The following is a 13,610-nucleotide window of genomic DNA, read 5'->3' on the forward strand; positions in this document are numbered from 1 at the left end:
ATTAAAGACGCTCAATTACCGCTTGTGTGAAATCTGTAGTACCGTGGCTACCACCAAGATCGCGAGTTGTACGGTCACCGCTCTTGATAACGTCAGCTACTGCACTGCGGATTTTTTCCGCTTTATCAGCTTCACCTAAGTACTCAAGCATTTGAATTGAAGCTAGAATAACAGAAGTTGGGTTTGCAAGGTTTTTGCCTGCGATATCTGGTGCGCTACCGTGAACCGCTTCAAAGATTGCAGCATCAGTACCTATGTTTGCACCTGGCGCCATACCAAGACCACCGACAAGACCTGCACAAAGATCAGAAAGGATATCTCCGAAAAGGTTTGTTGTTACGATCACATCAAACTCTTCAGGTGTCATTACTAGTTTCATACAAGTCGCATCAACGATCATTTCTGCTGATTCAATTTCAGGGTAACGCTCACCAACTTCACGAGCAACTTTAAGGAATAGACCTGAAGTTGATTTTAGGATGTTTGCTTTGTGAACCGCAGTTACTTTCTTACGACCTTCACGCTGCGCTAACTCATATGCGAAAGTTACGATCTTTTCAGCACCTTCGCGAGTGATCTTTGACATTGCTTCCGCTTCGTTGCCATCTTCAGAAACAACTTGACCAAGACCTGAGTACATACCTTGCGTGTTTTCACGTACGGTAATGATATCAATATCATCGTAACGTGCTTTAGTACCTTCAAATGACTTAACTGGACGAACGTTTGCGTAAAGGCCAAAATGCTTACGCAAGGTCACGTTGATTGAAGTGAAACCTTCGCCAACAGGTGTAGTTAGTGGGCCCTTTAGCGTGATTTTGTTACGCTCAATTGCTTCTAGCGTTGCTGCTGGAAGTAATTCACCTGTTTTTTCTAAAGCAGCCAAACCTGCGTCTACGTATTCGTATTCATAGTCGCAACCTACGGCTTTTAAGATCTCGATTGCTGAATCGATGATGCTAGGGCCAATGCCGTCGCCACGGATAACTGTGATGGTTTGCTGTGCCATGTTTTTTCCTTTATCAAAAGTTGGAATACACCCAAGAAGAATTGCAAACTAAGTTTAGTAGAAATTAACAAAGGTGTACGTTCGCTTGTTTAAGCCGCGTTTTATAGCAATTAATTTGGTCTTATTCCAGTATGGAATGAAAAAATGACATACATATGATTTATGCTTGTTATTGATAGTATTTATAGAATAAATATCAGGCAATAGATGAGTAAAATCCGGCCTCTAGTAGCGCTACATCAAACTTTTGTGCGGTAACAAAACGGCTTTCGGCTAATACGTCATCGACTAATTGTTTTTGCCATGCAGTTAACACAAAGTTGGGTGATATCACTCTAAGTGCAATCAGTTTAATAAAAATGAACAGTTTACACTGTGTATTGGTCTGAGATTTTTTTAACGTTTCGCTATCTAGCATTGCCTTATGAAGAATGCTTTTTTCAAAGTACTGCTGATTAAAGTCTAGGTATTTATCTTTTGCTATTGCGCGGATCCCAAATAGGTTAGCAATCGATACTAGCTCTTCTGAATACTCACGAGAATGGAGTGCCGTGGCATGTTGGATCTCCACCCCTTGTTTAGTCACCAAAAATACAATAACCGCGGCAAATGGCGATAACAAGCGCTCAAATTTTTCACCATAACTTTCACCAACATATAAGGCGATGATTTGACTAATTACGCCATATTTATGCACGATATCTTCTGTGAAAGGTAGCTTATGGTTTGCTATGATTTGCTCAAGCAACACTCGCTGCGCCAATAACCCAGCGGCATCAAGCCCTACCATAGCAAGAGAGTGCCTGACCGATGCAGCTTTTAGGTTTTCACGGTTATATTGCTTTGCTGCGATCTGCAATGCGCTTGACACTAGTTCGAACTCGCTAATCAGCTTTTCAAGTGCGCGAATACTTTGAAATTGACTATGAGATAAGTCTTTTACTGTCTCTAGTAGATGTAAATGTTCAGAGCCAAATAGAAGCACTGCTGGCTCAGCAGCTCGGTCCCAAATATTGTAAAGTAGCTTTGCATCTGTTGTTACAGTTAAACCACAGTGAAACTGGAACTTACTATTGGCCTTCGCCAGCTTTTTTGTTTGTCCTTGTTCCACAATAGCAATTATTTTTTCACTATTGCTTTGTATCGCCAAAAAGCCCATTTCGCCCTTAATCTCGCACAGCAATCCCGCAGGATGTTTAACAAATGCTCCTGCAATTGCACTCAGTACTTTTGACGCAAAAGCGTAACTGAGTTTGCAATAAAGAAGCTTAATCGCTCTGTCTAAAGCCACGTAATTTTGTTTGTGTGTTGGCGTTATCAAGCTTGCTAATCGGTGAGCAATTGCAACAATCAAAGAAGCATGGTCATTAAACCGCTGAGGGATAGAAGCCACTAGCTTGCTGTCGTAGTTTGAAAGGCGAGACAAAATTCGCAAACATTGCAAATTAGGTGTTTGCCCATCACTCAGTATTTGTACGGCTAATTGATGTCGAACTTTCCAAAGCTTATCTTGCTGTGCGTCCAACTTTTTACCTGCCGCGAGTTGATCGCTTTCTCGTGCTACACATAAATAATCGGCAAAGCTTGCAAGCAATAACTCTTCGGTAACGGCACGAGAAAACTTTAAGTGATGACAAGCCATACAAACCAACACATTTTGATTCATGACCAGATTAGTGTTGTAACCCAAGTTTTGTGAATACAGTCCAAGCTGCCCATGCATGCTACTAGGCGAGGACTCATAACAGTCCATATAAAGCTGCGCAAGTTTAACTAGGGTAGGGTAGATAGAAGGCCACTTTTCTTTGTGATAATAAAGACGTAACACCTTGTGTGTACCTTGGGCTATCGCGAACAGCGTTTTACTAGTAACTATCCTTGCATCCATCTATCTTTACCAATTTTTTAAGTAAACAGGCTATTTTGAAACGGTAAAATAGCTTTCTTAGCAAGGCAGAAGCTTTGCTATTTAGTTGTTCTAGATGAGGCGTTGTTAACGAAGCTAATATGGTATTTTACCTTTCAAATCGGTTGGAAAATTAATCTAATCGGTATGACACTTTGTCAAATGTGACCCGTGCACCAGGCCCCCAAAGCTTTAATATGCCATTTTCAAACAATAATCCGGTGCATTCATCTTCCGTAGTAATACCATCTGGTTTTACCAGCTGAGTACGATAAAACACAATTTGTACAATCGTATTGTCTTGCTTCTTCTTTACATACGTTAGATCCGGGCTACCCAAGGTATCCAACACGGAATCTAACTCAGTCGGCTTCTCAAGGCTAAGATTACGAATGAAACGATTATTAAACGCTTCTCGGTCCTGCCAAATCATCGCTTGCGGGTCATCTTTATAATAATTGATCACGAGAAACACCACAGTAACGTAAACCGCAAGGCCAAGAAATATGTACTGTAGTATTTTCCTAATCATCTAACTGCTCAATAAAGAATGGGTAAAACGGACCTTGTATCTACAAAAACTGAGATACGCTTGTATGCAATATATCAAAGTCATCTACATTCGCCTAGCGCTTAGCGATGATGTAATACAGTGCCAATAAAAAAACCCCTTCAAACCACACGTATATCCTTCAAGCTAAAGCCAACTTCAATATCTCTTCTTAATGTCACCAGTGCAAGGCTGGTAACATAGTCGCTTGCTCCAGCCTCTAATTTTGCTTTTGCAGCAGGCTTTACTGTCTCATCTTTTAGCATACTTTCAAAGTCGTCATGCTTTGCGAGTAGCTCTTGCGCCGTCTTGATACCAACCCCAACAACACCTGGAATATCGTTCGTCTTGTCGCCACTTAACGCCCAAAACATTTCGAGCTTGCTTTGGGTGACAGAAAATCGACTTTTGATATCTTCAAGCGAAATTATCGACTTTTTAAAGTAGTCGTACACAGAGATAGCATCATTTATCAGGGGTAAGAAGCCTTTATCAGTCGATACTATCGTGCAGTTAACATTGGCAGCGGCGGCTTTACAAGCTAGCGTTGCTATCACATCATCAGCTTCATCATGTTCGGGATTAAATGATTTAACACCGACACTTGCGAACGCTTCTGAAAACTTATTGAGGTTTTGATTTAGCAACTCGGGCATTGGTTGGCGGGTTATTTTATATTTTGGGTAAAAGTGATAACGCCAACTTTTATCACCATCAAAGACCGCAACTGCGTGTGTCGCCCCCGTTTTACGTAACAAGCTACGAGTTGCTTGCTCTACACGTAGACAAGAGGCCTTTATATGGGCCTCTTGCTCTTTATTACCTCTTGGTTCATTAACAGCATAGATGCGCCTGATAAGGTTAAGCGCATCTATTAACAACAAATTATTCATTTTCTCTAAGCTTTAATTTTATAACACGGTATATATTTGCTCCCAGGTAGCTTCATTCGTCCCTGAGTCACAAATGCACCTAGCAACTTATCCATATCAGCCATCAGTGATTTATCTCCACTTAATTCATACGGACCATGCTGTTTAATTGCTGTAATGCCTTCATCCTTCACGTTACCGGCAACAATACCAGAAAAAGCACGTCTTAAATTAGCGGCCAATAATTGTTTTGGTTGCTCTAGGTGTAAGTCTAAGCCCGACATATTTTCATGCGTAGGCGCAAATGGATGTTGGAAATCATTTTCAATCTTTAGCGTCCAATTAAAATAATAGGCATCCCCTTCAGACTTACGATACTCACGCACGGTTGCCATAGCTTGTTTGAGCTTTTTGGCTACCAGCTCTGGATTGTCTACAATAATCTCAAACTTAGACAGAGCTTCTTTCCCGAGTGTTTTTTCAACAAAGGCACTGAGTTCTTCAAAATATGCCGCTGACTCTTTAGGGCCAGTTAAGATCACAGGTAAACATTGCTTTTCGTTTTCTGGATGTAACAAAATACCCAGTAAATAAAGCAGCTCTTCTGCAGTTCCTGCACCACCGGGGAAAATGATGATGCCATGCGCAATACGGATAAAAGCTTCAAGACGCTTTTCAATATCAGGCAAAATAACCAATTCATTAACAATAGGGTTGGGTGGCTCAGCGGCAATAATACTGGGCTCGGTAAGCCCTAAATAACGGTTATTCGAGATCCGTTGCTTAGCATGACCAATTGTTGCCCCCTTCATCGGGCCTTTCATTGCACCCGGTCCACAACCAGTACAAATATTCAGACCACGAAGGCCCAGTTGATAACCCACTTCCTTGGTATATTTATATTCAACTTCATTGATTGAATGACCGCCCCAGCAGACGATCATGTTAGGGTCTTTATTTACTTCAAGTGCATCTGCATTACGCAGCATGTCAAAAACCATATGGGTAATTTCTACCGGCGATTTATTTTCACCGTGGTATTTTTGACAAATAAAAAGTATGTCGCGGATCACAGAGAATATGTGCTCATGAATACCGGTAATTATTTGACCGTCGACAAAAGCTGACTCGGGAGGATTGCTTAACGCAATTTTTATTCCTCGCTCACGTGCGAGTAACTGAATATCAAAATCTTCGTATTTATCGTAGATTTCAGAGCTGGAATCTGTATGACTACCTACGTTCAACACCGCCAATGCACAATTCCTAAAAAGCCTATACCTCTCACTTGTGGTTGACTGTTGAAGTAAATCGACTTCCAATCTTGATAATAAGTTTAGAACCCCAGTTGGGTTTAGCTCTACTTGCATAGGCTTACTCCTTGTTTGTAATGCGCAGCGAATTGGTATAACTAAGCAAAGAGGGGGAATATAATGTCTCGCCACACCGCCTTTACCCAAATTGACGCTATTTACTTAAAACACAATCTATCTCGCCCGCTATTCTTCGCTTCATAAAGCGCTGCGTCAGCTCGGTCAAAGGCACTCAGGGCAGTATCTCCTTTGACAAACTGAGTAGCGCCGAGAGAAATGGTAATTTCGACTTCTTTCTCTTTAAATTTGAATGGTATAGATTTAATGACTTGCCTTACTTTTTCAAGCGGTTTTTGTGCATGATTCAGCGGCATGCCAGGCATTAGCAAGACAAATTCTTCGCCGCCGTAGCGTGCAATAAAATCGCTTTTCCTAATAGACTTTTTTAGGGCTCTTGCGATCACTTGCAATGTTTTGTCACCTGCACTATGTCCATAACGATCGTTAATTGACTTGAAGTGATCGACATCGATGACAACTAGCGTCACATCGGAGTCATTTATCTCAAATAGGTGCATTTCATGAGTTAGACGCTCATCGAAAGCCGCTCTATTTGGTAACTTAGTTAAGCTATCCAATAGGCTTTTGAACTTTTGTTCGCTGAGTCGCTTTTTATAATTTGAAACTTTGGACTCTAAGGTGTTGATACGATTATTAATTGCATCAAATGAGTCAAGCAGCGCCTCACGCTCATTTTTTTCGAGCTTTTCACGCTCTATCAAATCAGCACTCAGTAGTTTCAGCTCGTTGTCAACCAAGGCTTTAAGCTCTGTTATTGAACTGGCGTTTTGAGTTTGCTGATTTAAGTTTTGAATTTTTGATTCAATTTTGTTGTTTAACGATTGTAGTTCTTTAGATGTTGATTTTGAACGCGCCGTTGTTTCAACAATAGAGCGATGTAGCTCTTCCAGTGTTTGATTCAGTGAAACCAAAAAACCTTGTGCGGATTGGCGCTCTTTGGCAATCGTTTGCGCAATAATTTTAATGATTTCTGTCGCTGCTGAATATAAATTATCTAAACTGTTGTTTTCCGCAACGCTTGCGCGGATCTCTTTAACCTTTTCTATTACTTCATCTTCGAAAATTAATTCGTTGATTAAAGCTTGAAGCTCAGCAGCTAGTTCTGGGTGGTGGCTATCAGATGCTTCTTCTGTGATTTCTACTTTGGATTGTAAAACTGTATGGTAGATAGAAACCAAAGACTCCAACGCGGGGATATAAGCGTTAGTAGAGTTGATATCTTCAAGTTCTACATCCAATAAGTGACGCAACTTTCGGCGCGACTCATCTGGTAACCCCTTGAGCTTCTGCAGTAACTTTCCGCTTTGCTGAATTGCTGTTTGCAAAGCTTTTTGATTATTTGAATTGGTCACTTCTTGTGATTTTAGCGGCTCAGAAATTCCATCGATAAATGGCACTAGCAGCTCAAAATCGACGCCTTTATTAAGTGCAATACGAAATTTAGCTAACTGATTATCAAGTGAAACATCTTGCTCTTTGCAGGCCAGGGATAACTTTGCAGCAAACTGAGTAAGGAGTTCTACTTGTTGTTTTCTTGCATCCTCAAGCGTTTTTCTAGCCTCTATGGCTTGCTTTAATTTCTGCTCGAGCATTAAGGCATTGTCAGTCACAGATTTCCAATCATAAAATAATCTCTTAGTTACTAAGTCTACAACAAATTACGCTGTGATGCGCGGAAATTTAACGTGGTAATGTATCGGAGTTTGCTGTTTACTCATCGATATTACTTCGCGTGTAAGTCGCTGATTTGGTAAATTGATTTTATCTCGAATTACCGATACAAAAATAATGAAAAAAAGCCTTATTGCCTTGGCATGTGCAGCAACCTTTAGTGTTTATGCTGACGTCGACTACCGTATTTCAATTACACAACCGCAGCATCACCTTGCAGAAGTAGAAGTTAAATTTCCAAAATCCTCACAATCAAGCATTGATGTGCAACTTCCAGATTGGCGTACAGGTCGCTACGAGATATTGGATTTAGCCAACGGCGTACGCTTTTTTGATGCAAAATCTCAAAGCGGGCAATCACAAAAATGGGAAAAAATTGATAAAAACACATGGCGCGTACACCTTAGCGAGCCTACCGAGCTGACGGTTAAATATCAGGTTTACGCCAATGAATTGGGTCTTCGTGCCAGACACATCGACGACACCCACGCGTTTATCGATGCATCTGGCTTTTTGATGTTTAGTGACTCTTTTAGAGCTGAGCCTGTTTCTGTTGAACTAAATGTACCTAAAGGCTGGCGCTCAGTCTCCGGTATGGACTTTGCCGATTCAAAACACAGTTTCAAAGCCGATAACTACGACATATTGTTAGATTCTCCTATTGAGACTGGTATTAATCAGCTGCACAAATTTGAAGTGGATGGTCGAAAATATGAACTAGTTATTTGGGGCGAGGGCAACTATGACGTTGACCACATGCTCGCTGATCTTAAAAAACTCGTTCAAACCGGCACACTCATTTGGCATGATTACCCTTATGAACGCTATGTTTTTATGGTGCATGCAACCAGTGGTGCACGTGGGGCAACAGAGCACTTAAACTCGACAATTATTCAAAGACATAGAGACAGTTTTAAAGAAAGAGATGATTACATTGGTTTTATCTCCACAGCCGCACATGAATTCATTCACACGTGGAATGTCAAAAACTATCGCCCAGCGGGTATGGTTCCTTATGATTATGTCGCACCAAACTACACGGATTTATTGTGGCTCGCAGAAGGCTCAACCAGCTACTTTGAGGATTATTTGCTGCTAAGCGCCGGGATCACCACCAATGACGAATATCTTAAAATGCTGACTAAGCGTGTTAATCGTCATTTGAAAACTCCTGGTCGTCATGTTCAGTCGGTTGCAGCAACGAGCTTTGATAAATGGATCAATCAGGGTGGCGATCACGGAATAAATTACAGCACCAATATCTATTCAGAAGGTGCGTTGGTGTCCATGGCACTTGATATCGACTTACTCGAAAAGTCAAACGGAAAAATTAGCTACCGAGACGTTCATAAAGCGCTTTACCAACAGCACAAACTGCCAAACAGCTTCACCAATGAAGATGTCAAAAACATCCTAAAAACGCTTACTGGTCAAGACTACAATACTTGGTGGAGTGAATATGTTGATACGCCAGCGAATATTGATTTTGACAAGTTATTGGACAAAGTAGGGCTTGTTTATGATTATCCAGAATCGGCAAAAGTGATTGCAGGCTTAAATGGTATAGCAAGACAAAAGGGTGAATTACTGGAGCTGACCCATGTAGCTCGAGATGGAAATGCATGGCAAGCGGGGCTAACAGCAGGCGATCTTATCGTTGCATTTGACAAGCACCATGTTCGTAAAGACTTAAAAGCGAGCCTAGAAAACTTCGAGCCAGGTAAAACAATCACGGTAGATTTTATCCGTCGAGATAAGTTGATGAGTACGAAAACCAAGCTTGACCGCGACCACGATAAACCTAAGAAGATAACATTCACGCCTCATCCATCAAGCGAGCAAGCGTTACTTTATAAAGCGTGGATGGGGGTTTCTCACCCAAATGAAATAAAATAATACGCAAACAAAAAGGGCTGATGATTATCAGCCCTTTTTGGTCTACAGCCCTAAGCTAAAAAGCAATTAGCCTAGGCCAACTTAACCTACATAATGCGAGAGAAGAAGCGTGAACGATTTTTAGAGCGACTTCTACGCATGGAAGAGCGGATCTGAGAGCGTGTACCCGCAAGCCAGCTTTCACGATCTACCTTAGCATTATCACCACGTCTTGCTTCTTCAGTAGCTCTAAAACCACAGAATTCACGGTATGCTTTTAAATCTAGCGACAATTCTTGCAACACAAGTTCAATCATAATCGCATCATCGACATAGCCCAATACTGGGATATGATCTGGAACGATGTCTTCTGGCTCACTGAAGTAAGCAAGAGAAGCCATGATCTCACGCTTTTCATCTTCAGGCATTTGCCATTCTTCATCTAACACTGCGTCAATTAGTGTTTGTAACGAAATTAGACGAGTGCTTACAAATTCAGGAAGGTTGGATTTTTCCATCGTTGCCACTAAATCACGCGCTTTAGCAATGATTTCGGCATCACTTACATCGCCACTTTTTTCGATAGCAGCTTTCATCATTCCACGGAAGTGTTCAAGATCTGAATCAGAGAGTTCAAAGTTAATTTCTATAGACACGTCTGTGCTCCCTCAACGTTGTTATTATTAATGGTTTAAGCAAAAAGTTAAACTTATTGCAATAATCCTAGATACTAGCACATCTTTTTCAGAAGTCTTCCCATAAATTACACTTTTAACACGAATTTTCTCTATTACGTACAAGTATAAAACCCATTGTTCAAAAGGCATACAGCGACTTTCATACCATATAACTAGAAATGTTGCTGATAACGTTTGAGAACCAAACCTCGATAAAACTTGTTTTTTATAAACTTATCTATCTGTAGCAATTGCTTGCGCCAAAAATACCGCTTTGCTCCTGCAACACTATGTGCTCTACCTATGGTGCTCGCAAACTTTTCACCATGGCTGACAGGACAAGGGCTCATTACAAAAACATTCAGCTCTTTCTCCCAAAAATGTTGATAATCAATGTCAATAGGTCGGCCGAAAGGAATTGATTTGGATAATATTTTCTTTGCCCCCATAAGACTTACAAGCTGGGCAACAGTTCCGGCGGGTACTTTATTTTGCATAAATAACGAGAGTGATTTATCTAGCGGGAAGCTTGCAATCGGATTGCGTTTGTTTTTTTGAGATTGAAATAGCTTGATCATATCCCAATCAAATGGCAATGAAGCGATCAGTTGGTCTATCTGTGTTAAGTCGTGGTGGAGTTGAAAATCATCTTCAAAAATAAACGCATAGGGCAGTTCTAACTCAACCATTTTTTCAAGTGCTTTAATATGACTTAAATAACAACCTATTTCACCCAAGGTTAAAGGGCGAAAGTATTGCTCAGCGTTTTTTAACTTACAATAGCTCGTATCTAAAGCGTCCGTGCTCAGCTCTGCACCTTTTACAGCGCTTATCCTTTCAAAGGAAAGTGAAAACTTATCAAATTGAGCAGCCGACTCTTTTAACCTATCTTTACAAGAATCTAAGTTGATGAGAAAAATATTCGGTTTGGTCACAATAACGCTTACATCCACATACTAATTACGCTTTGAGTGTGCGGTGTTTGTATGACGATGGAATGACAAAATTGAGATAAAGGATAGAGAGTAAGTTGATTCTACAAAGAAGGAGTGTACGACTTGTCGCTTACTGTGTTGTAGTTCAATAAATCCGGACACGATTTGGTGCAAATAATATCTAGGTACGAAATGAGTAAAACTATTAAGGGAACTCTTCAAGGACGAACAGGTTAAGTAAAGGAAATTGAAAGTGAATGAAATGATAAAAAATTGAGAGGCAGAGAAGCACAACGCTTCCCCATATTTTACGTTTTATTCTTCAGTCACATTAAACGAAACTATCCATGGCGAGACTTTATCGAGGCCTTTGCCCAGTTCAATTGCAATTTTGCTAGTAGAGTTCGGCGAAGTAATGTCCGTACGCATTAGCTGGCCACTCTTTTGGCTATCACCAGCCCAAGAGTGATCTAAACATTGCCTTGCTAGACTCTGTGCATAGTTATGGATTTTTACTGCGCTTTCGTACTCTTTGAACTGCTCAGAACAGGTATATTTTGATTTTCCACTAGCGCTTTCTATAATTTGGCATTTATTGCCAACTAAATGTGCCTTAGCCTGCCAAGAGTTAATTAACTTTGCGCCGACTTCAGCACCTTTAAGCGCTGAAAATCCACTGGATGATGCGCTTAGAAGTGCATTAAGTTTCTCGCAATTAGACATATCATCAAGCTTTTCTTGTTGCTCTGGGGTTAATGTTGAACATCCGGCAGCTGTCAACCCTGTCAGCATTAGACCAAGTAATCTTGTTTTCATAAACCGTTCCATACTGTTCGTAGTAGCACCATTAAAGTTAGACTAATATTTTGCCACTGCATAGTTGTAAGACTATGAGAAGTTTACCTTATTTATATGAACAGGAGTTGATCTAATTACAGGTTTATCCCAATTTTACTAAGCTGGCTTGTTACGGCACGATGTCTGGAACAAGCCAACGAAGGGATAGACGAAATGATTACTTACCCAAAGCGCAAATTACTTATGCCTATCTTTTAGCGTATTAACCACCTCACTGAGTGTAAGCCCTTGTCTCTGTAATAAGACAATAAGATGATACAGTAAGTCTGCGGACTCATTGAGCAACTCTTCGTTGTCGTTTTTCATCGCCGCCAACGCCACTTCAACGCCTTCTTCTCCCACTTTTTGACAACTACGGCTTAAGTCTTTAGCAAATAAAGAGGCGGTATAGCTGCTTTCAGGTGATGCATTTTTCCTCTGGGCAATCACTCGCTCAAGCTTTCCTAAAAATGCAAGCTCTGGCATGGTTTCCGCAAAGCAACTTTCGGTTCCAAGGTGGCAAGTTGGACCTTGTGGCTTTGCGTAAATCAGCAGGCTGTCTTTATCACAATCGGTATGCACTTCCACCAAGGTCAATACATTGTTTGAGGTTTCACCTTTGGTCCAAAGGCGCGATTTTGAACGCGAATAAAAAGTAACGAGTTGCTTTTCTAGTGTCACTTCAAGGGCTTCTCTGTTCATAAAGCCTTGCATCAATACTACCCCGGTTAATACGTCTTGTACGATAGCGGGAATGAGTGCTGATTTATCAAAATCTACTTTTGCTATGTTTTGTTTATTAATAATCATTGTCGTGCCGCCACATCATTATTTATTAAGAACTGTTTGAGCTTTGGAATGTCAATCACACCTTTATGGAACACACTTGCAGCCAAAGCACCATCGACATTAGTTTGTTTAAATACATCAACAAAGTCTTGCATACTACCCGCGCCGCCAGAAGCGATAAGTGGCACTTTACACAGCGCCCTAATCGCGCTGAGCTGCGCTATGTCATAGCCATTACGCACGCCATCTTGATTCATACAATTAAGTACAATCTCTCCAGCACCAAGGTCTTGAACTCGTTTGACCCATTCGTGCGTTTTGTATCGAGTACGACTTGCCGCATTCGGATCGCCAGTTAACTGGTATACTAAATATTCCTGAGTTTGCTTATCATAGAAGCTGTCTACGCCCACAACCACACATTGCTTACCAAATTCGTCATGTAACTCTTTAATGAGTTCAGGCCTTGCAATGGCAGGGCTGTTAATGGAGATCTTATCTGCGCCTTGCTCAAGCACTCGAGCCGCATCAGCCACCGATTTAATCCCACCAGCGACGCAAAATGGTATATCGATATGTCTGGCAATTTCAGCTACCCAATTGACATCAAGCAAACGCTTTTCAACGCTGGCACTGATCTCATAAAACACCAGTTCATCAGCACCTGCCTCGCTATAACGCTTAGCGAGATCAAGAATATCACCGACGACTTCATGGCCTTGAAATTTAACTCCTTTGACCACCTGACCGTCTTTTACGTCTAAACAAGGAATTATGCGTTTTGATAACATGCTAAAGCCTCCTCAACGCTAAATACACCTTCAAGTAGCGACTTGCCAAGTATCACTCCACCTACTTGTTGCTTTGCAAGCCATGCAATATCATCAAGAGAGCTCACCCCCCCTGACGCTTGTACTTTAATTGCAGTGTTATGCTTAGTGATGTCTTCGTATAATGCAAACGATGGACCTGTCATCGTGCCATCCTTACTGATATCCGTACATAAGAAATCACTCACACCTTGCTCAACATAAAAATCTAACAGCTCGAATAGATCGCTTTTCGCATCATTTAGCCAGCCGTGAGTGGCAGGGG

Annotated in this window: 13 protein-coding genes; 1 reads left to right on the top strand and 12 read right to left on the bottom strand. The window is 41.1% G+C overall.

Annotated features, from left to right (window positions below):
• Nucleotide 1: 1 nt before the first annotated feature.
• The 6 genes from CKO50_RS00215 to CKO50_RS00240 all read right to left on the bottom strand — a co-directional run bounded on the left by CKO50_RS00215 (nt 2) and on the right by CKO50_RS00240 (nt 7,341).
• Nucleotides 2-1,009 carry an isocitrate dehydrogenase gene (locus CKO50_RS00215; RefSeq protein ID WP_010377116.1) on the bottom strand — a complete coding sequence of 336 codons (1,008 nt, stop codon included), beginning with the start codon at nt 1,007-1,009 and terminating at the stop codon, nt 2-4.
• Between the two features lie 196 nt (nt 1,010-1,205).
• Entirely contained in the window at nt 1,206-2,897 is a 1,692-nt protein-coding gene (locus CKO50_RS00220; RefSeq protein WP_095726536.1) for a hypothetical protein, read from the bottom strand.
• A gap of 151 nt (nt 2,898-3,048) precedes the next feature.
• Complete coding sequence (locus tag CKO50_RS00225; protein ID WP_095726537.1) at nt 3,049-3,447, bottom strand: DUF3192 domain-containing protein; 399 nt, start codon at nt 3,445-3,447, stop codon at nt 3,049-3,051.
• 140 nt (nt 3,448-3,587) lie between these two features.
• On the bottom strand, nt 3,588-4,358 hold the full coding sequence (gene xni / locus CKO50_RS00230; RefSeq protein ID WP_095726538.1) for a flap endonuclease Xni: 771 nt from the start codon (nt 4,356-4,358) through the stop codon (nt 3,588-3,590).
• Between the two features lie 5 nt (nt 4,359-4,363).
• Nucleotides 4,364-5,707: a nucleotide 5'-monophosphate nucleosidase PpnN gene (gene ppnN, locus CKO50_RS00235; protein ID WP_095726539.1), complete on the bottom strand. Its 1,344-nt coding sequence runs from the start codon at nt 5,705-5,707 to the stop codon at nt 4,364-4,366.
• 101 nt (nt 5,708-5,808) lie between these two features.
• Nucleotides 5,809-7,341, bottom strand: coding sequence for a GGDEF domain-containing protein (locus CKO50_RS00240; RefSeq protein WP_095726540.1), 1,533 nt, complete (start codon nt 7,339-7,341; stop codon nt 5,809-5,811).
• Between the two features lie 178 nt (nt 7,342-7,519).
• Here CKO50_RS00240 and CKO50_RS00245 point away from each other — a divergent pair, with 178 nt between their 5' ends.
• Entirely contained in the window at nt 7,520-9,298 is a 1,779-nt protein-coding gene (locus tag CKO50_RS00245; protein ID WP_095726541.1) for a M61 family metallopeptidase, read from the top strand.
• 86 nt (nt 9,299-9,384) lie between these two features.
• On the opposite strand, the gene CKO50_RS00250 is transcribed toward CKO50_RS00245, so the two are convergent.
• From CKO50_RS00250 to CKO50_RS24315, 6 genes are all read right to left on the bottom strand, one after another.
• Nucleotides 9,385-9,933, bottom strand: a complete 549-nt coding sequence (locus CKO50_RS00250; protein WP_045990127.1) for a YkvA family protein — start codon at nt 9,931-9,933, stop codon at nt 9,385-9,387.
• A gap of 194 nt (nt 9,934-10,127) precedes the next feature.
• The gene (locus CKO50_RS00255) at nt 10,128-10,889 is read right to left on the bottom strand and encodes a glycosyltransferase family 25 protein (protein WP_095726593.1); all 762 of its coding nucleotides are present in this window, start codon (nt 10,887-10,889) and stop codon (nt 10,128-10,130) included.
• Between the two features lie 315 nt (nt 10,890-11,204).
• Complete coding sequence (locus CKO50_RS00260; protein ID WP_095726542.1) at nt 11,205-11,705, bottom strand: hypothetical protein; 501 nt, start codon at nt 11,703-11,705, stop codon at nt 11,205-11,207.
• A gap of 219 nt (nt 11,706-11,924) precedes the next feature.
• Nucleotides 11,925-12,536 (bottom strand): bifunctional phosphoribosyl-AMP cyclohydrolase/phosphoribosyl-ATP diphosphatase HisIE, encoded by a 612-nt coding sequence (gene hisIE, locus CKO50_RS00265; protein ID WP_095726543.1) that lies wholly within the window; start codon nt 12,534-12,536, stop codon nt 11,925-11,927.
• The gene (gene hisF / locus CKO50_RS00270) at nt 12,533-13,306 is read right to left on the bottom strand and encodes an imidazole glycerol phosphate synthase subunit HisF (RefSeq protein WP_095726544.1); all 774 of its coding nucleotides are present in this window, start codon (nt 13,304-13,306) and stop codon (nt 12,533-12,535) included. The genes hisIE and hisF overlap by 4 nt, the downstream gene beginning before the upstream one ends.
• On the bottom strand, nt 13,288-13,610 hold a 323-nt coding region (locus CKO50_RS24315; protein ID WP_255228707.1), incomplete at its 5' end, for a HisA/HisF-related TIM barrel protein. The genes hisF and CKO50_RS24315, both read right to left, overlap by 19 nt.

The sequence above is a fragment of the Pseudoalteromonas sp. HM-SA03 genome, assembly GCF_002289345.1.
Lineage (GTDB): Bacteria > Pseudomonadota > Gammaproteobacteria > Enterobacterales > Alteromonadaceae > Pseudoalteromonas.

What these genes read in the sequence shown, in the direction of transcription:
- xni (WP_095726538.1), bottom strand. Translation starts at nt 4,358, where the DNA reads ATGAATAATTTGTTGTTAATAGATGCGCTTAACCTTATCAGGCGCATC.
- CKO50_RS00225 (WP_095726537.1), bottom strand. Translation starts at nt 3,447, where the DNA reads ATGATTAGGAAAATACTACAGTACATATTTCTTGGCCTTGCGGTTTAC.
- CKO50_RS00260 (WP_095726542.1), bottom strand. Translation starts at nt 11,705, where the DNA reads ATGAAAACAAGATTACTTGGTCTAATGCTGACAGGGTTGACAGCTGCC.
- CKO50_RS00215 (WP_010377116.1), bottom strand. Translation starts at nt 1,009, where the DNA reads ATGGCACAGCAAACCATCACAGTTATCCGTGGCGACGGCATTGGCCCT.
- hisIE (WP_095726543.1), bottom strand. Translation starts at nt 12,536, where the DNA reads ATGATTATTAATAAACAAAACATAGCAAAAGTAGATTTTGATAAATCA.
- hisF (WP_095726544.1), bottom strand. Translation starts at nt 13,306, where the DNA reads ATGTTATCAAAACGCATAATTCCTTGTTTAGACGTAAAAGACGGTCAG.
- CKO50_RS00245 (WP_095726541.1), top strand. Translation starts at nt 7,520, where the DNA reads ATGAAAAAAAGCCTTATTGCCTTGGCATGTGCAGCAACCTTTAGTGTT.
- ppnN (WP_095726539.1), bottom strand. Translation starts at nt 5,707, where the DNA reads ATGCAAGTAGAGCTAAACCCAACTGGGGTTCTAAACTTATTATCAAGA.
- CKO50_RS00220 (WP_095726536.1), bottom strand. Translation starts at nt 2,897, where the DNA reads ATGGATGCAAGGATAGTTACTAGTAAAACGCTGTTCGCGATAGCCCAA.